The sequence below is a fragment of the Methylomonas koyamae genome (assembly GCF_001644025.1).
In the GTDB taxonomy this organism is placed as follows: domain Bacteria; phylum Pseudomonadota; class Gammaproteobacteria; order Methylococcales; family Methylomonadaceae; genus Methylomonas; species Methylomonas koyamae_A.
The window spans coordinates 24,913-47,957 of record NZ_LUUK01000230.1 but is presented as its reverse complement, the minus strand read 5'-3'; the positions used below and the strand labels follow the sequence as shown (position 1 = coordinate 47,957).

Sequence of the window (23,045 nt, the reverse complement as noted above, 5' to 3'; positions counted from 1 at the left end):
GCTTCGAACCGGACGTGTGTTAGTGGTGAAAGCCGGCGATGGCATCGATAACCGTGTCCACTTCGGTGTCGAGCATGCCTGGCCACATGGGTAGGCTCAGGCACTCTTGAGCAAGTTTCTCGGCAATCGGCAATGAAAATTCGGCAAACTCAGGATAACAAGCCTGGCGATGCGGAGGAATAGGGTAGTGAATCATCGTGCCAATTCCGGCGGCCTGCAAATGCTGCTGTACGGCGTCGCGTTGGGGACTTAATACGACGTACAAGTGCCAAACCGGATCCGCCCAGTCCGGGACAAACGGCCGGATTAGATTTGAATCTCGCTGAATCAGGCTGTCGAATCCGACGTGGTAGCGGCGTGCGATTTCTTGCCGTTGCCGATTGTTTTCATCCAATACCTTGAGTTTGACACGTAAGAAAGCGGCTTGTAATTCATCCAGGCGGCTGTTTTGACCCAGTGTGTCGTGTTGGTATTTGATCGAGGAACCGTAATTGCGAAGTCGCCGAATTTTTTCGGCCAATTCTCTATCGCTGGTGACCACGGCGCCGGCATCGCCGAGCGCGCCCAAATTCTTGCCGGGATAGAAGCTGGTGGCGGCCGCATGGCCCATGCTACCGGCTTTTTTGCCGCGATATAACGCGCCTTGCGCTTGCGCGGCATCTTCCAGAACGAACAGCTGGTGCTTATCGGCGATGCGCATAACGGCATCCATATCGGCGACCTGGCCGTACAGATGGACTGGAATGATGGCTCGAGTGCGCGAGGTCACCGCCGCTTCGATACGGGACGGGTCCAAATTGTAAGTGCGAGCATCGGGCTCGACCGGGACGATGGTTGCTCCGGTGCGGGTAACCGCTAACCAGGTTGCAATAAACGTGTTGGACGGCACGATAACCTCATCGCCGACGCCTATTCCTTGGGCGGAAAGTGCCAACGCTAATGCATCGAGTCCGTTACCGACGCCCACGCAATGTTCGGCTTCGCAATAGCTGGCGAATTCCGCTTCGAACCGCTCGACTTCTTCGCCAAGAATGAACCAACCGGAGGCCAAGACGCGTTTAAAGCTTTGCTCCAACTCGTTTTGCAATGCCAGATTGGGCGTTTTTAAGTCCAGAAACGGAATCATCGGCGCTTTTCTCTAGCGGCCTTCAGGAAGACGTCGTAGTCGCGGTAATAATCTTCTTCGGTGTAAAATTCCGAAGCCAGGACCAAGCAGACCGCGCCGGATGAAAAATTGTCCAAGTCGCGCCACATGCCGGGGGCGATATATAAGCCGTAATAGGAGCGGTTTAAATGAAATAGTTTCTTTTCGAAGCCGTCGTCCAAGGTTACGTCAAAGCTGCCCGACATCGCGATCATCAGTTGCTGTAATGTCTTATGACCATGCGCGGCGCGCGTGGCGCCGCCGGGAACATCATACAAGTAATAAGTACGCTTGATCTCGAACGGAACATGGCGCCCCGCCTCGATAAAGGTCAAGTTGCCGCGGGCATCCGGGATGCGGGGTAATTCGATGATTTTGCAATCGTTAATCGACATTTTCTTCTCCGGTTAATGGGATCTCGAAGAACTCATGTACGGTTCCTCCTCCGCCAAATTCCGTTTTGAATTTATAAAGTCCCTCATTCAGCACTTTGCCGGCCTGTTCGTTGCAGATACCGAAATCGAGCCAACGCTTTCCGTCGCTGACGGCCTTGGTAATGCAGAAGTCGAACACCGCGTCCAGTGCGGAAAATTGATAGCCGATGTCATTCGCGGCGATATATTGAGTATGAATACAGGTCGCGGTGATGAACAATAAAACGCCGGCGACGACTTGGTCTTGGTGGGTGCCGCAAACGACTTGAATTTGATCGGGAAAACGCTCGGCGAGCATCGTGATTTCGCTCAAGCTATGAACCGGCCCGGTGCCATGTTTTCGCGCCAAATTCTCGGTTAATACCTGCCAAAATTCGCCCAGTAAGGCCATGTCTCCGGATAGGCCTATCTGATTTTTCCGCGCTTTATTCAAACTGCGCCGCCGCCGTTCGCTGATTCGCCCGCGCGGCGTCGTCAGGTCAATCGAGCTCGAGAGATCGCAGCGGTAGCGGTGCGCGTTGAGTCGGAACAGCGCGTATAGATCGTCTTGCGCCGGTTGGCGGTGATAAAAGGCCGGTACCGCCTTGTACAATAGGCGTTGTCTGCCTTGGCTTCGATAATACCGGCAACAGGTCCGCAGGGCTTCTATCATCCGCTCCCCACGTAGTTGGCCCTGCTGCACGATGCCCCCGTAAGTCGCGCCGGGATGGCTGACCACGCAAGCTTCGTCGTCCGGTTGCAACGCGGCCGGTAACAGGCCCAGCCAGCCGTGTTCGTCGTAGATGATCAGCGATTGGTCGACGAAACGACTACCGTGATAGGATAAAAACCGCCGGGTATGCAGTAGCGTGGATTGCAGCGAATCGTCGCAAAAGCGATCCCAATCCTCGGCGTCCGCTTCGCCGTAAGCACGCACTTGTAACGTCATTCCCGCTCCAGCCGCGCGCAGGCAAAGCCATCGCGTCCAAAGTGGTTGCCGTTATAAAACACGTAGAGCTGCTCGCCAATCTGGATCGGCGCCGCGTACATAATCGCATCCGAATCGAATTCGCCGGGCGAGACGTCCAGGTTCAGATGCGCATCCATGCGCCGCCAATGTATCCCGTCCGCCGACTCCGCATAACCTAATCGGTAGGCGGCGAAAGACCGCCGGCGCACCGAGTAAAATAGCCGAAATCCGCCGTCCGGCTTTCTGATCACGCAGGGGCGGCCGAAGCCGTGCTCGTCGGCTTCCTCGACGCGAAGCTGTATCTGGCCGTGGCTGGGGAAATGCACGCCGTCCTTGGATTCGACATAGCGCAAATCGTAAACCGGCATGCTTTTGCCGTTCAAATCGATCCAGTCGCTACCCGCCACGTACCACAACCGGACGACGCCTTGATCGAGCAAGGCCCAGGGGCCGCCACGAATATGCCGCTCTTGGTCGGAGCGCTCCAACACCGGAACGCTGGAATGGCGGTGGAAAGTTTCGCCGCCGTCGTCGCTGATAGCCAGCCCGGTTAGCAGGCGGTAGCGGATTTTGGTACCCAATTCGAAACCGGCGTAATACAGAAACAGGCGTTGGCCGCCCATCGGTAGCACCGAGCACGTTAGCAAACCGTTCTCATCGAAGCTTCCTGGGGCGCCGAGGTCTAGTAGCGGACGTTCGGAGACTCGCAATACTCGGGTGGGATCGTTGGCATCCACATCGACGAAACCCGGTCTACCCAACCCGTTGGCGTCGCAAAAAGTCACGAAAACCCGGATCACCTCGGGCGATATTTGCAATGGAGTCGGTACCATCGCATGGCTGCTGGCCCAATCCCGGTCGCCGGGAGGCGCATACACGATGCCGAGTTTCCGCCAGTGCATCGTCATGCTTTAACCTTGAAAAAACGTAGCGAGCTGACGCGTGACGGAGAAGGCATCTCCGCTCCGTACAAAGCGCCGTCTTCGGTGTTTTGCGTTAGCACGATACCCGGCCCGATCCAGTTGTCCTTGCCTATCGTCAAATTGTTCGCGAGCGTGGAGTTCACGCCTAAAAAGCTGTTTTCACCAATGTGGCAGAAACCGGAGATGACGACGTGAGAGGATATAAAACAATGATCGCCGAGCGAGGAATGATGGCCGATATGGTTGCCGCTCCATAAAATAACGTCGTTACCGATGCTGACAAAAGGTTGCACGGTATTGTCTTCGAAAATAAAACAATGCTCGCCGATCCGGGCATTGGGCCAAACGAACGCGCGAGTACTGATGTAAGACGCCAATCGATATCCGTTGGCTTTTGCTTGCTGCGTCAGACGAGCGCGCAGACGGTTTAGCTGGGTATAGGTGACCGCCACGAATACATCGTGATCGGCTGGCGAAAAATGCTCCGTCATGGATTCGAACGGCACCAGCGGCAAACCGTTCTTGGTGTCGCCCGTTAAAAAGGCGCTTTCCACCGCAAAGCCGACCACGCTATATGGGCTATCGGCTTCGAAATATTCTTGGGCGATGTCGGCGAATCCGGATGCGCCGACAATAATCAGTTTTCGTTGTTTCATGGCGGTATTCATCTCGGCAAATTAAGGTCTTTTGATCAAAATGTCTTCGCGGCGATTGGCCATTGGCAAATCCGCCGCCTGAGGCACCACCCAGCCGTGAAAACCTTGGGCTCGAACTCGCGCTAGTATTGCCAGAACCACCGAATCGTCCATCGCGCCGGGATCCAAAGTATTGAACGTCACCGTGGGCGTTTCGTCCTTTCCGACATAGGCTTTATGGCAAGCGATACCGGCACTGCTCGAGAAAAAACGCTTGCGCATGGTTGAATTGGGAATATCGCCTAACAGTATTTCTCCGCCTTCCGATAATAGCGATAAGGATAGGTCAACAAAATTCCACAAATTGCCTTCGAGGAAAATATATTGGATGACGCTATAACAGATGATGACATCGATGCGCCCGGTATATTGCGTAAATAAAGCCGGTAAATTCGGATAGCAGCCGGGGTATTTAACCGTATTTGGAGCATCCGGCAGCAAATCCAGCATTTCCTGGCTATCGGCCAGCAATAGCCGATGGTCTTGGTCCGCGCACAGTTTTTCCAGAAGCACTGGCAGTTGACTGCAGCCCGGACCGATCTCCAATACTGTTTTGCCGCGCTGCCGCAGATTGAGCAGCTTGTTGCATACGTCGGAAAAAATCAGCGGTTCCTTGCCTTCGCGGTAACTGTCCGGAAAGCCGACTTTCTCGTGTCGGCTTAATTGGTCGGATTTCGCCAATTCGCGGAATTTATCGAAATTCAAGTTTTCAAACAGATTATTGTCCGACATGGCTATCCTGAAAAATAAAACAAACCACCGGGAAAATCATTGCCGGAATCCCGAATAAAGCAAGCTATAGGCTATTTCGGGACGGTAGGGATTTAATGATGGAATATCCGGGCTGCCCATCGGTGCGCCGCCTTGCGCCAATTGCGAAACGAATAGGCTTTCGCTATGGTAGCGTTCGAAATACGCTTGGCTCTGCCGAGACTGATCCCGCCAGAAAGATTCGTCCGTGCGTTGAATGATGTCGTCCAATTTGTCCAGAGAATCCCAGGTGGGTGCCCCCGGATAAATTAAGTCGGTGCTGCCCCATAGCCGGTCGCGCGCATTTTGGTGAGCCACTATCGGAATTCCCGCCGCCATCGCGTCGATAATCGCCTTGCCGCCCGACAACGGTAATGTTGGGAGATAAATATCGACTTCCAGTTGAGTCAATATCTCCGGTAGATTCGGCGCGGGGCCTAAGTAAATAAATCTTGAATCGGCTAACCCATTCCGACTCAGTGTATTGTAAATACTCTGTAAATACTCGTCGCTCAAATGGCCGATATGAAAATGAATGGCGTCGTGGTGTAACAATACATGCAGAATGACTTCCAGGTAATCGAGATGATAAGGTAGGCTTTTGAGTTTATGCAAGCCGCCGCAAGAAGCGGTTTTCAGTCGGGGGGATGCAAAATTTCTTTGAGCGTTTAGATGATAGGCAAAGCCCGCGGAACTCAGGCATAAATAACGGTTTTGCTGGATGTCGAATTCATTTCTGCAGCGTAAAAAGCCGACATTATGCAAATCGATATGGTGCGCACCCTCCAAGTAACAACCTAAGGCTGGATAATGGTCGCAGTGGTGCATAAAAAGCACTGTTTTATCGGTATCCGAAGCGATTGCCGCCGTGGCTACCGCGTCGTAACCGTGCGACAGCATGTAAACGGAATTGGTGTGAGGGTTGGCTAACGCGGTCTGCACCGTGCGCAATTTATCCAGAAAACTTTGGTTGTCGGCATTAATGAACCCAATTAGATTGGACTCGTCCAAGATAGTCGCCATCACGGGCTTCTTGCGGTTATTAATATTACTGGCAACTAGTAATATTGGCAGTTGGCTTGTCCGTATAATATCGCGAACTATTTCCAGATGCCCGCCTAGGCAGTACAGTTCGGTAACCAATATTATATGATGAGGCTCGTTGGGTAGTTCCTCGGCTTTGGCTAGCAGCTCGAAAGCTGACAAGCGGCCGACATCTTGACACATTTGGTCGAATTTCGAAGAGACCAAGTGTAGGCCTTGCATTGGTTGAGAGCTTCCTAGTTCGATGAAAAACTGGGTCATCGATTGCAGAAACTGTTCGAGATCGTTTTTTATTATTGCCGCCTGCTGTGACCTGATAAACTGTTGAATGCCCTCAACCATTGATCATTCCTGCTATTTTATTGAATTGGAAAGTTATTTTCTTGGATTGGCGGTTACATTATCCGGAAATCAAACTCGCCGGGAATACCGGAGAGTATCCCAATTCTAAAATCCACGGCATGAGTAGTTGATTAATCGTCAGTGCCTCGTCTTTCGAGTAGCTAATGCTATGACCGCGCGCATCCCGAGATTTTTCGTAGGTTGAAATGGTTTCGGCGACCGATGCGATTGCCGGAGAGGGAAACGGTTCAAGATCCAGCTGATTCGCCAATTGATTCAGCGTGCCGCCGAGCGTTTCCGGGTTCGCTAAATCTTCCAGTCTGACCTCGATAAATCGGGGGGATTTAAGCAACTCTCTCCGTTTAAGCACTAGCGCGGCAATCATGTTCTCGAAGCGTATCGCAGCTCTGGAAACTTCGGTGGATATCCAGCCCTTTTCCATCAGGCTCCACATAATCATGCGCGGGTCTCGAATCAGGTGGACAAAATAACAATCCGGATAAAGCTCTCGCAGAAACTCCAATCGCCAAAAGTTTGCCGGCGTTTTTTCCACCCAGCCAGCCTTATCGGAAATGGTGGTGGCATGGTCGAAAGTATAGGCAATAAAATGCCGCATCGCGTTGAGTACCGGCTCTCTTTGCGGATAAAAGTTTCGGCATAACACCATTTCCAGCAAACAATCGACGGCTCCTTCGTAGTGCTCGAAAATATCCGATGAAAACCTCGCTTGAGCTGTGAAGCTCTCCGAGGGTTCGACGCCAGTTACTAGATTACGCATCAAATGTTCAAAGCGTTTAACAGCCACGGGCGTGCCCGCGGTCGAAAAATCATCGGTAATCGCCTGTATTAGGTCGTAAAAACCGTCGTTTTCAACCAGAAATTTGGTTTCAATCGGTACGGCATAGAGGGCGCCATGTCGATACAGTGCATTTAGTGTAATAGTAGTGCCCGAGCGACCCATGCCGCCAATAAAAACACGTTTCATTTGGTAGTTTAAATGGAATTGATTGTAAAGCCAGTAATTGATAGATCAGACTGAATTCTATCAATTAAGGATAGTCGGCTGCTTGGGCAGACGTTTTTCACGTTTTCCAGACGAGTTTGCGGAGTTGGTTAAATTATTTATATGGTTTCTTAGATCGCTGATATTCACGATCATGTCGTCATGCACGCCTAATTCGTGGGAGCCGTCCAGTCTAAAGCATTCAAAGAAGACCAGTTTTAATTTCGCTATTTGGGCCATTTCGGCAAGATAGAAATAGTTGCTGTTCTTGTAACCATTCACCAAGACCACGACTATCGTTCCAGGGCGGCAAAATACCAGATTCGCTTGAGCGGCCCCTGCTTCCGAGACAATAATTTTAGCATTAGAAAATACGCGGATTTGTTCTTCGAACGAAGCGCGGCCAGGGTCGAAATCCCAAAAACCCTCGCGGATAAGCATTTCACGGCAGAGTTCGCGGTTCACTAAACGGCGAAATTCGACGTTAGTGCGAGTAATTAATATCCGCTCATATTTAGCAATGCCTTGCATGGCATGATCGGCAGCGAGTTCCTTTAATAATTCGACGGCTGTGGGCGAAATTAAAATGTCACTTTTTTTAGGTAGCTGCAGGGTGCGAACCGTATTGATCGATAGGTCGGATACCCAATGGAGTTTTCCAACCTTCACCGAGGCATTTCGCGCAACCTTGATGACTATGGCGTCGTTTCCTAAAATTAGACGGATGACGGCTTCCTGAAGTTTGCCAATTTTTTCATCGATTAAAAAAGTAGCATTACAAGCGAGTCCATTCTTTCTGGCTAATAAGTATCGAGGTAGAACCTCAATTATCCAATGGAAGTAATTGTGACCATGATCGTGCATGAGCGAAAACGCTTCTGGTACATACAAGTCCGTGTAAGTATATTTTACCGCGCAAACATTATTGACGGCATGAAGTATGTAATGACATTTGATTTCGGAAGTGTTGTCGGTAGTATCGTCAAGATGGTCGTAAAGTAAATCGTGGCTATTCGCGATGATCATGGCGCTACCGCCAATTAGCACCACGTTTTCCAATATACAGTAATACGGTGTCGGTAGCGGGTGAATTTCAACTTCGCCAATGGTGTTAGGCCGATTCAGAAAATGCGGGTCTGGGACCGAAATGCTGGATGCCGCGGAAAGCTTTTTAACAAACCAGCGGCGATTTTGAGCAAATTGAACTATTTTGTGTATTTTTCCAACGACGTATACACCTTCGCGCCAGTTATTCAGGTGCGGCATGGGTAAGAAATAGTTGAAAAAATAGTTATAGCAAAGCGCGGATGCTCCAAAATATCCGCAGGCGGAGAAGGCAATTGCTAGAGCCAACCAATAATTATTGCGATAGGTTTTCGGTACAAGGCCTTTTTTACTGGCTTCGTCGAACAGGGCTTGCAATAGCGCGGGGCCGTTTTTAACCTCGAAACGCAGTTGCCGGTCGAGCGAGTTGTCGCATGCAATATTGAACCTCGACAAGATATTCCAAGTGAGGGTTTCGCTATCCACGTTGTCGTTGAAATTGAACGGCAAACGATTTTCGCGGATGCCGTTCAATATGAAGTGTCGGAAATGGTTTTGCGTTACATCGGGGTATTGCTTTTTGTAGAATTCCTCGTCAAAGCCCAAAATGTCCCGAAGGCTCGTTTGCGACGACAGTAATCGCGCTTGCTGTTCTTGAGCTGTTTGAGTATTTATCGACCAAGGGAAACGGCCTTCGTACATGCCTTGGGTAAGAAAGTGGATCAGAGGATCGGTTTTCGTATTGGCGACATCGGGGAACTTCTCTAAATAAGCTTTTTTATCGAATACCAATAATTTCTCAATGACCGCTAACTCTTCATCGGTGTATGCGCTTATGTCAAAAAAATTTTTATACATGGTATTGGATGGGGTTTATCGAATACTAATTCTTGAGTTAGGCTTTTTTATTGTTTAAATGACTTTGTCGCCAAGCAAGAACCGAGTCGGCGGTTTCCCAGCGGTAGCCTAATAAGCCCGCGAGAAAAGGGTCGTCTTTGAAGCGGCCGTTCATCATGCGCGAGAAATTAATTTGCTGTTGAATAATGGGCAGGGTGTAGAGATTGTTAATGGCTCTTCTAACATTAGGCGATACGTTAACCCCGGCGCGGTGGTAAGCGAGCGCGTCGAATATTACGGCATCGCCTGGGTCCGCTATGATTTGAATTTCATGCTTTTTAGCGTACTCGTCCGAAGGAAAAGGCTCATGGAGATGGGAGCCGGGCAGGAAAAACGTGCCGCCGGTCGTCGCGTTAAATGGATCGATACAGAATAGCGATTGCAACGCAATCGGACGAGAAATCGTAAAGTGTTGATATTGCAGTTCGCGATGCCAAGCAGTTTGATAAAGAGTATCGTCGGGTGGGTTTAATATACCGACTTGGGAGGAAAGGCTAATATTGTTGCCTAGCGCCTTTTTAATCACCGGTAAGATTTTTTCATTACAGGCAATTTTATGCAGAAAAAAATCGTCGTAGGCCAGCATGGAGCGCACGATATACCGATCTTTTAGAGCAATCAGATTGTCTAGCCCGAATTCGTCGACTTGCTGCTGATAGATTTCGTCCAGCTTTTGCCGGGTATAATCGACTTCTTCTACCGTTAGAGCGGATTTTATTACCGAGAAGCCGTTTCTAGAGACTTCTTCCAAGTGCATTTCGATATCGGTCTCGTTTTTATGGCGTTCGTATACGCCGTGAACGGCCAAATTGAGTTTTTCTGCTTCGGCTCTCATTATATTGTCCTCGATTAATGGGGATTCAAGTTCTTCGGAAACAAACGGTTGTGCTTGCTTCCAAGTTTAAGTCCGCTCTAGAGTTGAGTTGGTGGTGCGATAATCCACGATAGATTCAAGCGCTTTTAAATTGACGCCATGATTTTGGTGGTCCACTTGTGCAAACATTGCTCAAGATCATACTGAGTCACTATAGTTTTTCTGGCGGCCTTGGAAAGCGAGTTGGCTTTTCGTTTGGGTAGGCTTAACGCTTCGACCACTCGGTTGACCAAGCCCTCTTGATCAAAGAAATCGAACAACAAGCCGTTTTTGCCATCCTGAATTAGTTCTCTTACCGGTGCGGTATCTGAGGCAACGATGATGGGGCCCGTCGCCATGACTTCCAGCAGCGACCACGACAATAAAAACGGATAGGTTAAGTACACATGTACTTTCGAGAGTTGTAAAACGTTACGGTAATCCGCCTTGGCGAGGCGGCCGAGGATGTGAACCCGGTTCGGGTCCAACTGGGAACCGACTTCCCGCATCAGCATGGCCAGCCAGGAGTCGTGGCCGTGGGGACCGGGACCGTAGCCGCCGGTTTCACTACCTATGATGATGACGTGCGCGTCGGGTCGACGCTTCAATAGTTCCGGGAGGGCACGCATAAAGACATGAAATCCGCGCGTGGGCTCAAGATAGCGGGCGACAAACGTGATGATCTCGTCTTGTCCGCCAAGCGTTATGCCCTTGTTTGGAATCGTCAGGGTTCGAGTGGCATCTGGGCTAAAGTAGTTCGTGTCGATACCCTCATGAATCACGTCGATTTTGGATTGAGCCCAAGCGGGGTAGGTGCTCCGCTGCCAATGGGTCGGAGAAATCCCGGCATCGATGTCGTGCAGCGCGTGCAGATTGACGGTATTTTTCAAGCGCAACTTAGCGAGCTTTTCGACATCGTCGGTTTTGAATTCAGGATCGAAATTAAAGTCCTGGCCGGTCGCCGCGTAAAAATATTCTAAATATCCCAAGTATTTTGCATGGGGCCAGATATCGCGCAACAACAGCGCCTCGCCCCAGCCGGGATGCACCATCACGACATCGGGCTGGAAACCTTGGCTTTTTAGCAGGTCGGCGGCCTTGGCGGTGGCTTCCGCTCGCAGAATTTTGGCTTCCCATTCGCTCATCAATGGATGAATATCCGGGTTGCTACTGCGAGACGGAGTGTATGCGATAGTACTGATGTTCGCGATTTCGACATTCGGCGCTTGGCGAATCGCCATGACTTGATTTTTTGTGTCCTTGGCTAAATGCGTGGCGATTTGCAGGAATTGGGCTGGAAAATTTTGATGAATAAATAGGATTTTCATAGGAAAGGACAGTTGGGGCTAGCGATGCCGGCGAGTTCGAGGCGGAAATGCCAAGCCATCGTGCGAATAGCGGTCCAAGTTAAGATTGTTATTATAGTAGGGGTCGAAAAACAGTCGGTTCGCCCAGCGTCCGCGCAATGCCGATTTTTCCTTCTCCAGTCGGGCGCGTTTTTCCGGCGTATCGTCCCGTCCTCGACTGGCCGATTCCGCATGCCATAATTTGGCTTCAGGCGTCCAGACGATTTTTTTGCCCGAGTCTCCAAGCCGCAAACAAAAATCCACGTCATTGAACGCTACCGGAAACGCCTGGGCATCCAGGCCGCCCAATGCCAAATAATCCGATTTTCGGCAGATTAAACAGGCGGCGGTAACCGCGCTAACTTCGCGGATTAACTGATTATAGCCGAAATATCCCAAATCGGATTCGTCCCACAAGTTGCCGATATGGCCGGCTAAACCGTGTAATCCCAGCAAAACGCCGCCATGTTGGACCATGCCGTTGGGCCATAACAACTTTGCGCCGACCGCGCCGATGTCCGGCCTTAGCAACTGGGTAACCATGTTTTTTAACCAGTCAGCATGGATCGCCTCGATATCGTCGTTGATTAAGCCGATTATTTCGCCTGTTGCTAGGGTAACCGCATGGTTATTAATCGCTGAGTAATTGAAGCGATGCGGGTAGGGAATGATGCGAATGCCGGCTTTTTTAAGTTGGGATAAATACTTGAGGGTTGCTTTGTCTTGCGAGTCGTTGTCGACGACGATGATTTCCAGATAGGGGTAGTCGGTTTTCTTTAAGCTCTCGATACATTTTTCCAGCAGGATTCGATGATCTCGCGTCGGAATGATTAGGCTGACCGTCGGCCAGATTTCCGGTTGCCGCCAGCGCATTACTCTGAACGCGTTCTCGGCGATCCGGGTTTCGATGCGGCTGCCTGGCGCGATTGCGGGCAGGCACTCGGCGACCGCCTCGTCCAATGCTGGGGAGAGACTGGCTTGATGACGGTGGTATAACACTTCCGGCAGGTGTTTGATCGCCGACGCGGTTCGCTCCCGGTCGGGAAGCGCGCGGACCGCCAGCCATGGCCAGCACTCTGGGTGATCCAGCCACACCGAATCCAGCGGCAGTAGCCCGCTTCGCACCGCGAATAGATGCTGAAGCAGGTCTTGGCTCAGGAACAAATTCAGGTCCCAGTTCGGCTTGAACCAGGGTTCGATGGTCGATGGCTGGCGATGCAGCAGGCAATCGCTGTAGGCTATCCGAACCGCCGGATCGGCGAACACGCTGCCAATTCGGGCTAGCGCCGATTCCGGCAAAGTGTCGCCCGCCTCGATAAAGCTCAACAAGCCGTCGTGTTGGCTTAATTTATGTCTGATGGCTTCGGGCCACGTTCGGCTATCGACCACGGTCAGGCGGGAATCGGCGAAGTTGCCTTGGCCCTGTGCCAATACCTCGAAACCCCGCCAGCTTTGCGAAGCCAAGCTATCCAAGGTTTTTTGCAAATCACCGTCGCCAAACACCACGATCAATAAGTCTTGTTGGCAGTCGATCGGCGTCCGGATCGCTTCAGGCTGATAGCATGCGGCCCAATCCGGATACGCCGAAAAATCCACCGACATCGGCAAATAATCTCGGTATTTTAAGAACTGTTTCGCGAGCAGGCGCCGTTGATCAGGCAACAACATGCGGTCCGCCTCGACGAGTTGCTCCAACAATAGCGGGGCCGTGGCCACCGTGAGTGGGCTGCCAGGCAGGTTTTGGCCTTGTTCGTTCAATACCCGGACTTCGTGGCTGTCGCCGTCGGCATAGGCAAACGGCAAGGTGTAACTAAAACCGTGCCGGCCGTTGCCTAAACCCATCTCGATCAAATCCGTGCGCCGCCGGTCGGCGTGGATTTCCCCGATCAATTTATCGTCCACGAAAACACTCAGGCGTACCGCTTGATCCGGTCTGGCGGAATTCCAGGCCCAGCCGGTGAGTTTCAATCCTCGTGTATTAGCGACGCTGCCGAGCAGTGTCGAGGTCGGTCGAGTTTGGGTTCGGTTCAGATAAATAGTGCCGTTCAGCCAGAATTCGCTATTGGCGACTTTGGCGCGTAAGCGACTAATGCCGCGCAATTTCGAGACCGGTAATGCGACGCGAAAGCCGTAGCAACCATCCCCGATGGTCTGCGATTGCGGCAGCCAAAAATGAGCGTGGATTAGCGCCAACGGATAGTCGTCGCCATGGATTTCGACGACGACGCGTTCCTGTAACCGCGTGGCGTCGCAGACCCAGCCCGACAAATAGCCGTCGCTGAAATCGGTTAATTCGCCTTGGAAACTCATGTCGGGTCGTTCATGGAGAAATAGCTGGATGGGCGGAGAGTACGGCGTTCAGCCAATTTTCGGCCGTCGCGTCGGGAGCCAACGGTATGTCGCCAGCCGTTGGGTCCAGTAAATCGGCATAAGTCCCGATGGCGGGCGCGGCGATTGGCAGACCGCAGGTTTTTGCCAGCCGCCACGCTATGGGTTCGATTTGCGGCCAGCGGCTGGCGTCGAGTATTAACGAGCACCGATGCAGCGCGAGCATCCTCGGAATTTCCCGGTAGGCGAGCGCGCCGACCACCCACGCCCGGCCGGTTGCCAGTAGCGCGCCGTCATCCACGCTTTCGCCGAATACGATCAATTCCGCATTCAGCCGCCGAGCCGCCAGCCATCGGGACATGTTCAAAAGCGCTTCGAAATCGTCGCCACCGGGCGCGGCCTGTATGACGGCGATGCGCAGGTGTCGGTCCCGAGGCAATGGAGGGATGTTTTCGGCGGTGTCGCGATCGCTTGCCCTGTTTGGGGCTCGGTAGCGAAACCGCACTTCCGGAAAACGCCGCCGAAAACGGTTTAACCCGTCCCTCGACGCCAAATAAACGCCGCTGGCGTTTGCCAGCAATTGCCGCGAACCCTGGCGCAAATCCGCTGGACTATTCAGGTCGGGCAGTCGGCTGCCGTAACGATCGATACATTCGACGCAAGCGGTGATGTTCGGAGGATCGCCGCAAAACGCCGCGTTCGGTCGAGTCAGCGTGATGCGGGGACAATACGCGGCATAATCGCTTAAAAAGATCCGGTAGGGAATAGCGAGTTCGATCAGCCCCGGCCCTATTTGAAAAGGCCAATCGGCCAAATTGTAAATATCGATGCGGGCGAGGTTCAGCCGGGACAGGTCTTGCCACAGTGGCTGCTCATCATCCGGCCAGCGGTAGTGCAACGACAGCGGCGTTTCGGTTCGAGTGCTTTGCAAGGAGAGGGACAGTGCGCCGTCCGCCGCGCGCGACGCCTGCAGGGTAAACGTGGCGGTTTGGCTTAGGCCTTGCGCCAACCATTCTCCTCGCAAATCGTCGGGCTGGGCGGTGGGCAGTAGGGCCAACTCCGCGCGTTTGCCGGACCGCATTGGTAAAAATTGCCGCTGCAAGGCTAGCCGTATCGGCCGCAACGGATCTTCCGATAGGAAGCGGTCGTATTGATCCGAATGGTCCGGGTATCTAGCGTAGATCTTGGCGACATTCTTGGCCGCCAGATCGGCTTTTTCAGTCCCGAAAGACACGCTACCGGCGTGACCGACGAACACTCGCGGCGTGCAAACGTTACGCCAACCCCGCCGTTCGGCGCGTAGGCAAAACTCGGTGTCTTCCCCGTAACCGCGTTCGATCATGCGGCTATCGAATCCGCCGGCTTCGGTTAGACATTGGCGTTTGATGTATAAACAAAAACCGACGCCAACCGGAATATCCACAATGCTGTCGGCGGGCAGTTCGGCGCAGAGACGATCCAAACGTTGCAACACCGCCGGCTTGGGCAAGGCCCAAGCGCGCATCGGCGTCGGGTAGCTGACCAGTTCGCCGTTGTTGCTGAATGGCGTGACGGTGCCGATATCGTTGGCCAGATATGCGGCGTCGCGCAAGCGGTCCAGCCAATCGCCGTGTACCACGGTGTCGGCGTTGAGCAGTATCGCATCGCGATGCGGGCCGAGCCGTAGGCCGCGATCGACGGATTGGACGAAGCCGGCGTTGACGGCTTGTTTTACTAGTGTGATATGGCCTTGGTCCGCCAGTTTGCGCAAATAAGTTGCCAACAAAGGATCGGGGCTTGCGTCGTCGACGACAATCAAGCGGTAGGCGGTGCGATTGGCGGCGGTTAAAACCGACTTCAGACAAGCCTTGGTTTCCGCGTAACCTTTATAGACCGGCACGATCACGTCAACGGCGCCGTCTTGCTCCGCTATTGTCAAAGCGGCATCGCCGCTGGACGCGACATCGGACGCGCCGCTGAAAACCAGCGGCGACCCGGCCAGATCTTTATTCGCCAAATGGACCCGGATGTGCCGGGGGCGATAGGGGAGTTTAAAGGAAAATCCGTCGCGCTCGCCGCCCAAGCCGTTCCGGTTTAACAGTGGGGTCGCCAGAAACGGTTTCAGCGTGTAATCGATGCCGTCGAGAACCACGCTGAGCGGCGGTTGCCGCTCGGCGTTCAACAGCCAACCGCTGAGGGTTTCGCCGTCGAAGCGGCAAGCGCCGATCGGTGCATCCCCGAATCGGGTCAGAATCCGCGCCGCCCGTAATACATCCACCGGTTGATCGTGTCTGGCCAAGGCCGCCCAGGCCAGCTGCCGCGAAGCGGGGTTGGGCGGCTGGGGATGCGCTTCCAGCAGTTCCAGTAAATATGCGGCCAACGTGTCGTTGTCCGGAAACCGTCTTCTCGCGTTGAACAATAATTCCACCGCGGCATTGGGTTGTCGGCAGTGCTCGAGCGCCTTGGCTTGCAAAAGCGTCAAATCGACCGACTTAAGTTGGTAGACGCGCGTTACTCTGTCGATCAGTCGCCATGCGTGATAGGGGTGGCCGCTGCGCAACAATCGGGCGGCGGTATCGATAAAATCGAGGGTGTGCGACGGTTCGCCGCCGACGGTTCGGTCGCGGTCATCGAGGCCTATCGCTTCGGCGGAAAGCAGGGGCAGTGGGGTTAATCTCGTCAAAACAGGCCGGGACTTTGTTGGGGGCAAGGCCGACGCAACCCGACCTGCGCCAATATCGGCAAAAAATTCGTCAGGCAAAAAAAAGGTGCCGAATGTTCGGCACCTTTCAATGGAGTTTTAATTAGTCGGAAGCGTCATTACAGGCTATCCAAGAAATTTCCCAGGCCGGTCAGACTGATATTTTCCGCGTGCGCATCGCTATCGAAATTACCAATAAAGCGCTCGACATTGCTGATGTCCAAGGTCGTGCCATCGGCCAGAACCACGGTAGCGGTATTGGCCGCGGTGTCGACCGAGCCGCTGGTGATGTGTACGCCGAACAAATCGAGTACGTCTCTACCGGCGCCGCCGTCGATGGTAATCGTGGTCGAGTCGTCGTTGATTTCGCTGGATTGGACGACGATTTTATCGTTGCCGGTACCTGCGTCGACGATATCGCTGCCGTCTCCGACCGTGATCGTGTCTGTGCCGGCGCCGCCAAAGATCGTATCGTTGCCGGTGCCGCTGATGATGCTGTCGTTGCCGTCGCCGCCGATCAATACGTCGTTGCCGCCGCCGCCGGTAATTTTGTCGTTGCCGCTGCCGCCATCCAGATAATTGTTGCCTGAGCTGCCGATTATGCTGTCTTTACCGGTGCCGGAGACGATCGTGTCGTCGCCAAGGCCCGTGACGATGGTATCGTTGCCGGTGCCGGCGGTGATACTGTCGTTTCCGGCGCCGCAGAGGATGCTGTCGTTACCGGTGCCGCTATCGACGGTATCGTCGCCGTCGCCGGCGTCGATGATGTCCTTGCCGTTGCCGCTGACGACGCTGTCCTCGCCGGCGCCGCCTTTAACGGTGTCGCTGCCGGTGCCGCCAATGACGGAGTCGTTACCGTCGCCGCCTTGAACGTTTTGAGCAATGCGGCCGGAATACGTCAGGAAGTCGTCGCCCGCGCCGAATATCACCGAGCCTCTGAACAGGCTGGACAGGTCAAGGGTGACGTTGGTTTGGGTCGAGAAAATCAGCGCGTTCATGTCTCGAATCACCGAGCGGCTTAAGCCGTCCAAGCTGAAGTCGCCGCCGCCTTGAATCCAGACCACGTCCGAGCCGGATGGAATTTGGTCTACCAGACTGGTTTCCGGATCGACAATGACACTCAAGGTGTCGCCACGCTCTCTGTCCAGTGCGGATAAAAACGCTCCGTCGACAAGACCGGAATCTTGCAATTCGGTCAATGCACTGGTGCTCTGGTCGTTATCGTAATTTGAAGACATTCGTTAGCCCCTTGTATTTTCTTAATAATTAGGCTGTCGCATGGCGTGCATTAAATCGCTACTACCGTTAACGGCTTGGCTGGGCCGTGGTTCCGGGAGTGCGCTGTCTAACATTCCTAGCGAAACAACTGTGCAGGCAGTATAGATTCGCTTTTTTTTTTTGCAAGGCGATGCCAAATTTTTTTAACGGCCATCGCAAATTCGGTGTCGAATCTGGTTAGCCGAATTTAGGCTGGCGTTAGCGCGAAAGCCGGTGTCAAGGGGATGAATCGTTTAGTTCGCACACGAAGCGGTGGTTTGGTTAGGCACCCCGGCTTGGGTGGTTTCGCAGATTATATTGCTTTGCGTCCGTTTAGGCGCGCCGAGGTGATTGGCGCGCCGGGCTACGCCGGTCCGTTGATGATTTTTTTGATCAAAGTGCTCCGCGATAAGGCACGGCGAAATGGTTTATCATGATAACTCACCGAAAATTTCAGAGGCTCCAATGCGCCAGCTATTTCGCTTGATCCTTATTTTGTTCGCGTCCGGACTCGTTCTGGCCGAACCAGCGCCGGATGAATTGGCGCCTGTGCCGGAGCCACCCGATTTGCCGATGCCGATTCAGTCGGGTGAAGAAATGGCGCCGGATATTACGATCACCCGCAAGGGCCGGGACATCATTCACGAGTATCGCCGTAACGGCAAATTGGTCATGGTTAAGGTGCAACCCGATGTTGGGCCGCCCTACTACATGCTGGACACTAACGGCGACGGGGAAATGGACGTGAAGAAAAACGATTTGGATAAGAACACCAATGTCAACCAGTGGATCTTATTCGAATGGGATTGACGGCCGAGGTGGTCGATGGCGAGTAGGGTGGCCGCCATCGACAATCGCTGAACGCGGTGTTATTCGCTCACTTTTAGCAGCCAGCCGCCTTCCGCATCGCATTTGCCGGCCTTAGCCTTGGCGGTGACCGAAATCCGGACCGCTGCATTTTTCAGATCTACGGGAAGATGACCTTTGACCCAATAAAAGGTGTCTTTGTCCTCGATTTCGACGTCGACCGGTTGTTGCCGGATGCTGACATGGATGTGGCCAGGGCCGTTGCTGCCCGATACCGCGAACGAAAATTCCGCGCCAGGCGCGACCGTTGCCAAATGTTCGGGGTGGTAACGAGTGATTTTTGCCTTGATGCAGTTGTCTCCGCCACCGCCGCCGGCCGAGCCGCCGCCGTGCCCGCCGTGGCTTTCAGTGGATTGCGACCAAGCCTGCTGAGTGATGCCGGTCAGCGCAAGAATGGTGAGTAGCTTGGGGATGCGCATGGGTGTTTCCTCATGTTCTTATTGTCAAAGTGTCCAGATTATAAGTCCGAAGCCCGGAAGATTGAAATTCGGGCCTATAGCGCCGGTGGGCTTGGCATTGAAGTCCCGGGTGCTTTTGATTACATTGGGCGCGAGTCGGTTGATTTGCGAATTTATAACAATAGTAAGGGGAGGGGGTATGTTGTTTTTGGCGAAGTTGTGCGGCATTTTGACGTTGATTTGGTTTTACATGACCGCGAAAAATCACGGCGGTCCTTTGTTGAACTGGCCGGTTATCGGTTTGATCGGTTATTGGCTGACGTGGTGGCTATCCAAAATGCTGATTGTCGTGCCTTTGGCCGGCATGGTGCCTAAGCATTCGGTGGTCGAATTCCTGCTCACCCAATTGCCGGTGCTGTGTTCGTTGGCAGTCTGCTATTTGATTCGCGGCAAGCTGATCGCCAGTTTGTCCGCGGTCGATAAATAACTGTTTCGGTGCCGAAAACCGTTTTAATCACCGGCGCGGCCCGCCGCATCGGTGCTGCTTGCGCCAGTTCCTTGCACGAAGCCGGTTGGAATGTCGTGCTGCATTATTACCGGTCGGAAGCCGCCGCGTTGGAGCTCGCCGGGGCGTTAAACGACGTTCGACCCGATTCGGCCTTCACCGTAAAGGCCGATTTGGCGGAGGCGGATCAGCGCGGCAAACTGATCGAGTTTGTCGCCGATTTGGGCGGTGTCGATGCGTTGGTGAACAATGCTTCGGCGTTTTTACCGACGCCGTTCGGAAGGGTCGCGGAAAGCGATTGGGACGATTTGATGGCGGCTAACCTGAAAGCGCCGTATTTTTTGTGCCAGTCGCTGGCGGCGGGTTTGAGGCGCCGGCGCGGCAGCATCGTCAATATTGCCGATATACATGCCGAAACGGGTTTGCCGGGCTATTCGGTTTACAGTATCGCCAAAGCAGGTCTGGTAGCGATGACGCGCTGTCTGGCCAAGGAGTTGGCACCGGAGGTCAGGGTGAACGCGGTCGCGCCAGGGGCGATTTTGTGGCCGGAACAAGCCGGATCCGAAGCGGCCCAAGCCGAAATTCTTCAGCGGGTGGCGTTAGGTCGGCGTGGCGACCCGGACGATATTGCCGGGGCGGTCCGGTATTTGCTGACCGCGGACTACGTGACCGGTCAGGTTCTGGCCGTGGACGGCGGTCGCGGTTTGAATCGTTGAGTTTAGTATTCCGCCGGGCCTAGTTTGGTTTGGCTGGCTAGCGTCTTGTCGAAAGCGTCCCACAGTTCGCCGAAACGGCGGCCGCAGACCGGGTGGGTTTCGTTAGGCGCGATTTCGGCCAGTGGCTCCAGCACGAAGGCGTAGCGTTCGATTTCGTCTCGGGGAATTCGCAGGCGGCCGTCGCTAATTATGTCGCTGCCGTACAAAATCAAATCCAGATCCAAGGTTCGGGCCGAGAACTTTTGGCTGTCGCGGCTGCGGCCGTGATCCAGTTCGATTTGGCGGAGCAGTTTTGCCACCGCTTTAGCCGGAAGGTCGGAGTCAAAGCTGGCGACCAGATTGTAAAAGCTATCGCCGCTGAAGCCGACCGGTTCCGATTCGTAAATGCTCGAGACCGTCAGATCGCCAAACTGGGCTTGAAGCGCCCTTAAGCTGGACGGGATGTGGACTTCCTTGTCGATGTTGCTGCCGATGCTAATGTATCCGGTCGGCATGGTCTATCTCTGGCCTCGTTCTATTACGATGCCGACGTCGCGGGCTCGGCTGATCGCGCCTTTTTTGTTAAGAGTAATGCGTACCCAGGGAATGGGGAATTCGCTGCGCAGTAGTTTGGCGATTTCTTCGATCAGAGTTTCCACCAGAAAGAACTCGCTGTCTTCGACGAAGGCGACAACCCGGTCGGAAACGGTTTTATAGTCCAGGGCATGGGCGATATCGTCGCTGGCGGCGGCGGGGCGGATGTCGAAGCCCATCTCGATATCGAGCACCACTTTTTGCTTGATTTTTCGCTCCCATTCGTAAATGCCGATCAATGTATCGATCTCAAGACCGCCTAAAAAGATGATGTCCATCGTTGCTTTCCGGTTATGATATTTTCTTCAAAGCGGCCAGTATCGAGTATCCGGCCGGCCTACACAAGTATCGAGATGAGGTTGTTTGAATGATGGAATGGTTGCTGGTGCCTTTTGCTTATCTAACCGGTTCGGTGTCCAGCGCGATTATAGTTTGCAAATTGATGGGGCTGGCGGACCCGAGGGAGAACGGATCAGGCAATCCCGGCGCGACCAATGTGATGCGGATAGGTGGTAAGAAGGCCGCGGCGATTACGTTGGCCGGCGACGCCTTAAAAGGCTTGATTCCGGTGCTGATCGCCAAGGTGCTCGGCGTGGATACGATGGTGCTGTCGGCGGTGGTGTTCGCGGCGTTTCTCGGTCACTTGTATCCGGTCTTTTTCGGATTCAAGGGTGGAAAAGGGGTGGCCACGTCGCTGGGCGTGACCTTGGGTGTTGCGTGGTTATTGGGGTTGGCGGTTTCAGGTACTTGGTTGTTGGTTTATAAAATCGGTAAGATTTCGTCGTTGTCGGCGCTGGTCGCCGCCATATTGACACCATTCTACGTCTGGTTGATCGTTGGCGACGTATACTTGATCGCCACTTTCGCGCTGATTTCCTCTGTGTTGCTTTGGCGGCATCGCAGCAATATTCAGCGTTTGCTGGCGGGTCGGGAATTCTGATCGCAAACGCTTAGATCGTTAGCAATTCTTCCATTGGCCAGCGCGGCCTGGCGAAAATCTCCAGGTTTTGGTGCTGGCCAGCCAATAGGCGCTGGCAACCCGCGTAAGCAATCATGGCGCCGTTATCGGTGCAAAACTCCGGCCTTGGAAAATAAATGCGGCAGCCGGTTCGGTCGGTTAGCGTTTGCAATTGCGCCCGAATCGCTTGGTTCGCGCTGACGCCACCGGCGACGACCAGGGTTTTTAGTCCGGTTTGCTGCAATGCACGCCGGCATTTGATCTGCAAGGTGTCGGCGACCGCTTGTTGAAAGGCGTAGGCGATGTCGGCTTTATCTTGCTGGGTTTGCTCGGTAGCGGCCAACGCGTTCAGCGTGAAAGTTTTTAGGCCGCTAAAACTGAAGTCCAGTCCGGGGCGGTCCGTCATCGGTCTTGGAAACTTGAAGCGCTCCCGGCCAAAAGTCGCCAGTTCGGCCAACTTGGGTCCACCCGGATAAGCTAGGCCCAGCATTTTAGCGGTTTTGTCGAAGGCTTCGCCGGCGGCATCGTCCAGTGACTCGCCCAGCAGCCGGTAGCGGCCTATCCCTTCCACCTCGATTAACAGCGTGTGGCCGCCGGAAATCAACAGAGCGACGAACGGAAACTCCGGCGGTTCCGCCTCCAGCATTGGCGCCAGCAGGTGGCCTTCCATGTGATGAACGGCGATTGCAGGGATTTGCCAGCTCCAGGCCAGGCCGCGGGCTGCGGCGGCACCCACCAGCAAAGCGCCCATCAGGCCGGGGCCGGCTGTATAGGCAATCCCGTTAATCGAATCCGCTGATAAATTGGCTTCTGCCAATACGCACTTGATCAGCGGTACCAGCTTGCGGATGTGATCTCTGGACGCCAGTTCCGGAACCACGCCGCCGTATTCGCGGTGCGTGGGAATCTGGCTGTGCAAAGTGTGGGCAATCAAGCCTCGATTCGAGTGGTAAACGGCGACAGCTGTTTCGTCGCACGAGGTTTCTATCCCTAGGACATACATTAGTTTTTGAAGAAATGGAAATTGTCGGTATAATCGAACGTTTCACATGGGTAGCGTGCCCTAGGCTTCAACCAGATACTAACACAATTCGGATTATTGCTAATGCCTTCAGTAAAAGTTAAAGAGAACGAACACTTCGATATCGCGATTCGTCGCTTCAAACGCGCTTGTGAAAAAGCCGGTGTATTGGCCGAGGTTCGTCGTCGCGAGTTCTACGAAAAGCCGACCACCGAGCGTAAACGCAAAGGCGCCGCCGCTGTAAAACGTCATTTGAAAAAGCTAGCTCGCGAGCGTTATGCGCTGAAAAATCTGCGTCGCGGTCGTCCGCAAATTTAA

The 23,045-nt window shown here is 53.6% G+C and carries 23 protein-coding genes; 5 read left to right on the top strand and 18 right to left on the bottom strand.

From position 1 onward, the window contains the following. Positions 1–19: 19 nt before the first annotated feature. The 14 genes from A1355_RS23640 to A1355_RS23575 form a co-directional block, all read right to left on the bottom strand. Positions 20–1,126: a DegT/DnrJ/EryC1/StrS family aminotransferase gene (locus A1355_RS23640; RefSeq protein ID WP_064031732.1), complete on the bottom strand. Its 1,107-nt coding sequence runs from the start codon at positions 1,124–1,126 to the stop codon at positions 20–22. Further along, positions 1,123–1,539 carry a sugar 3,4-ketoisomerase gene (locus A1355_RS23635; protein WP_064031731.1) on the bottom strand — a complete coding sequence of 139 codons (417 nt, stop codon included), beginning with the start codon at positions 1,537–1,539 and terminating at the stop codon, positions 1,123–1,125. Before A1355_RS23635 ends, A1355_RS23640 begins: the two co-directional genes overlap by 4 nt. Then, positions 1,529–2,506: a GNAT family N-acetyltransferase gene (locus tag A1355_RS23630; protein WP_064031730.1), complete on the bottom strand. Its 978-nt coding sequence runs from the start codon at positions 2,504–2,506 to the stop codon at positions 1,529–1,531. Before A1355_RS23630 ends, A1355_RS23635 begins: the two co-directional genes overlap by 11 nt. Continuing rightward, positions 2,503–3,435 (bottom strand): hypothetical protein, encoded by a 933-nt coding sequence (locus A1355_RS23625; protein ID WP_197471897.1) that lies wholly within the window; start codon positions 3,433–3,435, stop codon positions 2,503–2,505. The genes A1355_RS23630 and A1355_RS23625 overlap by 4 nt, the downstream gene beginning before the upstream one ends. Further along, a complete protein-coding gene (locus A1355_RS23620) occupies positions 3,432–4,106 on the bottom strand; it encodes an acetyltransferase (RefSeq protein ID WP_064031743.1) in 675 nt (224 codons plus the stop codon). Before A1355_RS23620 ends, A1355_RS23625 begins: the two co-directional genes overlap by 4 nt. Positions 4,107–4,127: 21 nt before the next feature. Next, positions 4,128–4,877: a hypothetical protein gene (locus A1355_RS23615; protein WP_064031728.1), complete on the bottom strand. Its 750-nt coding sequence runs from the start codon at positions 4,875–4,877 to the stop codon at positions 4,128–4,130. 36 nt (positions 4,878–4,913) lie between these two features. Continuing rightward, positions 4,914–5,918 carry a glycosyltransferase family 4 protein gene (locus A1355_RS23610; protein ID WP_157198011.1) on the bottom strand — a complete coding sequence of 335 codons (1,005 nt, stop codon included), beginning with the start codon at positions 5,916–5,918 and terminating at the stop codon, positions 4,914–4,916. 421 nt (positions 5,919–6,339) lie between these two features. Next, positions 6,340–7,266: a sulfotransferase family protein gene (locus A1355_RS23605; protein WP_064031726.1), complete on the bottom strand. Its 927-nt coding sequence runs from the start codon at positions 7,264–7,266 to the stop codon at positions 6,340–6,342. A 60-nt stretch (positions 7,267–7,326) separates the two neighbouring features. Beyond that, positions 7,327–9,186 (bottom strand): glycosyltransferase family 61 protein, encoded by a 1,860-nt coding sequence (locus A1355_RS23600; RefSeq protein WP_064031725.1) that lies wholly within the window; start codon positions 9,184–9,186, stop codon positions 7,327–7,329. 37 nt (positions 9,187–9,223) lie between these two features. After that, positions 9,224–10,033: a phytanoyl-CoA dioxygenase family protein gene (locus tag A1355_RS23595; protein ID WP_197471896.1), complete on the bottom strand. Its 810-nt coding sequence runs from the start codon at positions 10,031–10,033 to the stop codon at positions 9,224–9,226. Between the two features lie 152 nt (positions 10,034–10,185). Continuing rightward, a complete protein-coding gene (locus tag A1355_RS23590; protein ID WP_064031723.1) occupies positions 10,186–11,406 on the bottom strand; it encodes a glycosyltransferase in 1,221 nt (406 codons plus the stop codon). 18 nt (positions 11,407–11,424) lie between these two features. Then, positions 11,425–13,734 (bottom strand): glycosyltransferase family 2 protein, encoded by a 2,310-nt coding sequence (locus A1355_RS23585; RefSeq protein WP_064031722.1) that lies wholly within the window; start codon positions 13,732–13,734, stop codon positions 11,425–11,427. Between the two features lie 10 nt (positions 13,735–13,744). Then, complete coding sequence (locus tag A1355_RS23580; RefSeq protein ID WP_064031721.1) at positions 13,745–16,414, bottom strand: glycosyltransferase family 2 protein; 2,670 nt, start codon at positions 16,412–16,414, stop codon at positions 13,745–13,747. Between the two features lie 137 nt (positions 16,415–16,551). Continuing rightward, complete coding sequence (locus A1355_RS23575) at positions 16,552–17,670, bottom strand: calcium-binding protein (RefSeq protein ID WP_064031720.1); 1,119 nt, start codon at positions 17,668–17,670, stop codon at positions 16,552–16,554. Between the two features lie 484 nt (positions 17,671–18,154). Here A1355_RS23575 and A1355_RS23570 point away from each other — a divergent pair, with 484 nt between their 5' ends. Further along, complete coding sequence (locus tag A1355_RS23570; RefSeq protein ID WP_064031719.1) at positions 18,155–18,499, top strand: DUF2782 domain-containing protein; 345 nt, start codon at positions 18,155–18,157, stop codon at positions 18,497–18,499. A gap of 59 nt (positions 18,500–18,558) precedes the next feature. On the opposite strand, the gene A1355_RS23565 is transcribed toward A1355_RS23570, so the two are convergent. Next, entirely contained in the window at positions 18,559–18,975 is a 417-nt protein-coding gene (locus A1355_RS23565) for a hypothetical protein (protein ID WP_064031718.1), read from the bottom strand. Positions 18,976–19,153: 178 nt separating this feature from the next. On the opposite strand from A1355_RS23565, the gene A1355_RS23560 reads away from it, so the two are divergent. Continuing rightward, positions 19,154–19,441 carry a hypothetical protein gene (locus tag A1355_RS23560; protein WP_064031717.1) on the top strand — a complete coding sequence of 96 codons (288 nt, stop codon included), beginning with the start codon at positions 19,154–19,156 and terminating at the stop codon, positions 19,439–19,441. 8 nt (positions 19,442–19,449) lie between these two features. Beyond that, positions 19,450–20,175, top strand: coding sequence for a pteridine reductase (locus A1355_RS23555; RefSeq protein ID WP_064031716.1), 726 nt, complete (start codon positions 19,450–19,452; stop codon positions 20,173–20,175). Between the two features lie 2 nt (positions 20,176–20,177). On the opposite strand, the gene folK is transcribed toward A1355_RS23555, so the two are convergent. Both folK and folB read right to left on the bottom strand, forming a co-directional pair. Next, positions 20,178–20,669: a 2-amino-4-hydroxy-6-hydroxymethyldihydropteridine diphosphokinase gene (folK, locus tag A1355_RS23550; RefSeq protein WP_064031715.1), complete on the bottom strand. Its 492-nt coding sequence runs from the start codon at positions 20,667–20,669 to the stop codon at positions 20,178–20,180. Between the two features lie 3 nt (positions 20,670–20,672). Beyond that, entirely contained in the window at positions 20,673–21,026 is a 354-nt protein-coding gene (gene folB, locus A1355_RS23545) for a dihydroneopterin aldolase (protein WP_064031714.1), read from the bottom strand. Positions 21,027–21,115: 89 nt separating this feature from the next. Between folB and plsY the strand changes: the two genes are divergently transcribed. Further along, positions 21,116–21,688, top strand: a complete 573-nt coding sequence (plsY, locus tag A1355_RS23540) for a glycerol-3-phosphate 1-O-acyltransferase PlsY (RefSeq protein WP_064031713.1) — start codon at positions 21,116–21,118, stop codon at positions 21,686–21,688. Between the two features lie 10 nt (positions 21,689–21,698). Here plsY and tsaD read toward each other — a convergent pair whose 3' ends face one another. After that, positions 21,699–22,709 (bottom strand): tRNA (adenosine(37)-N6)-threonylcarbamoyltransferase complex transferase subunit TsaD, encoded by a 1,011-nt coding sequence (gene tsaD, locus A1355_RS23535; RefSeq protein WP_064031712.1) that lies wholly within the window; start codon positions 22,707–22,709, stop codon positions 21,699–21,701. Between the two features lie 102 nt (positions 22,710–22,811). Between tsaD and rpsU the strand changes: the two genes are divergently transcribed. Further along, positions 22,812–23,045: a 30S ribosomal protein S21 gene (rpsU, locus tag A1355_RS23530; RefSeq protein ID WP_020483611.1), complete on the top strand. Its 234-nt coding sequence runs from the start codon at positions 22,812–22,814 to the stop codon at positions 23,043–23,045.

Bases quoted from the DNA above. Each gene is read 5' to 3' on its own strand.
- A1355_RS23590 (WP_064031723.1), bottom strand. From the start codon at position 11,406: ATGAAAATCCTATTTATTCATCAAAATTTTCCAGCCCAATTCCTGCAA.
- A1355_RS23585 (WP_064031722.1), bottom strand. From the start codon at position 13,734: ATGAGTTTCCAAGGCGAATTAACCGATTTCAGCGACGGCTATTTGTCG.
- folB (WP_064031714.1), bottom strand. From the start codon at position 21,026: ATGGACATCATCTTTTTAGGCGGTCTTGAGATCGATACATTGATCGGC.
- A1355_RS23625 (WP_197471897.1), bottom strand. From the start codon at position 3,435: ATGACGATGCACTGGCGGAAACTCGGCATCGTGTATGCGCCTCCCGGC.
- rpsU (WP_020483611.1), top strand. From the start codon at position 22,812: ATGCCTTCAGTAAAAGTTAAAGAGAACGAACACTTCGATATCGCGATT.
- A1355_RS23630 (WP_064031730.1), bottom strand. From the start codon at position 2,506: ATGACGTTACAAGTGCGTGCTTACGGCGAAGCGGACGCCGAGGATTGG.
- A1355_RS23640 (WP_064031732.1), bottom strand. From the start codon at position 1,126: ATGATTCCGTTTCTGGACTTAAAAACGCCCAATCTGGCATTGCAAAAC.
- tsaD (WP_064031712.1), bottom strand. From the start codon at position 22,709: ATGTATGTCCTAGGGATAGAAACCTCGTGCGACGAAACAGCTGTCGCC.
- folK (WP_064031715.1), bottom strand. From the start codon at position 20,669: ATGCCGACCGGATACATTAGCATCGGCAGCAACATCGACAAGGAAGTC.
- A1355_RS23570 (WP_064031719.1), top strand. From the start codon at position 18,155: ATGCGCCAGCTATTTCGCTTGATCCTTATTTTGTTCGCGTCCGGACTC.
- A1355_RS23620 (WP_064031743.1), bottom strand. From the start codon at position 4,106: ATGAAACAACGAAAACTGATTATTGTCGGCGCATCCGGATTCGCCGAC.
- A1355_RS23575 (WP_064031720.1), bottom strand. From the start codon at position 17,670: ATGTCTTCAAATTACGATAACGACCAGAGCACCAGTGCATTGACCGAA.
- A1355_RS23635 (WP_064031731.1), bottom strand. From the start codon at position 1,539: ATGTCGATTAACGATTGCAAAATCATCGAATTACCCCGCATCCCGGAT.
- A1355_RS23615 (WP_064031728.1), bottom strand. From the start codon at position 4,877: ATGTCGGACAATAATCTGTTTGAAAACTTGAATTTCGATAAATTCCGC.
- A1355_RS23560 (WP_064031717.1), top strand. From the start codon at position 19,154: ATGTTGTTTTTGGCGAAGTTGTGCGGCATTTTGACGTTGATTTGGTTT.
- plsY (WP_064031713.1), top strand. From the start codon at position 21,116: ATGATGGAATGGTTGCTGGTGCCTTTTGCTTATCTAACCGGTTCGGTG.
- A1355_RS23600 (WP_064031725.1), bottom strand. From the start codon at position 9,186: ATGTATAAAAATTTTTTTGACATAAGCGCATACACCGATGAAGAGTTA.
- A1355_RS23610 (WP_157198011.1), bottom strand. From the start codon at position 5,918: ATGGCGACTATCTTGGACGAGTCCAATCTAATTGGGTTCATTAATGCC.
- A1355_RS23565 (WP_064031718.1), bottom strand. From the start codon at position 18,975: ATGCGCATCCCCAAGCTACTCACCATTCTTGCGCTGACCGGCATCACT.
- A1355_RS23605 (WP_064031726.1), bottom strand. From the start codon at position 7,266: ATGAAACGTGTTTTTATTGGCGGCATGGGTCGCTCGGGCACTACTATT.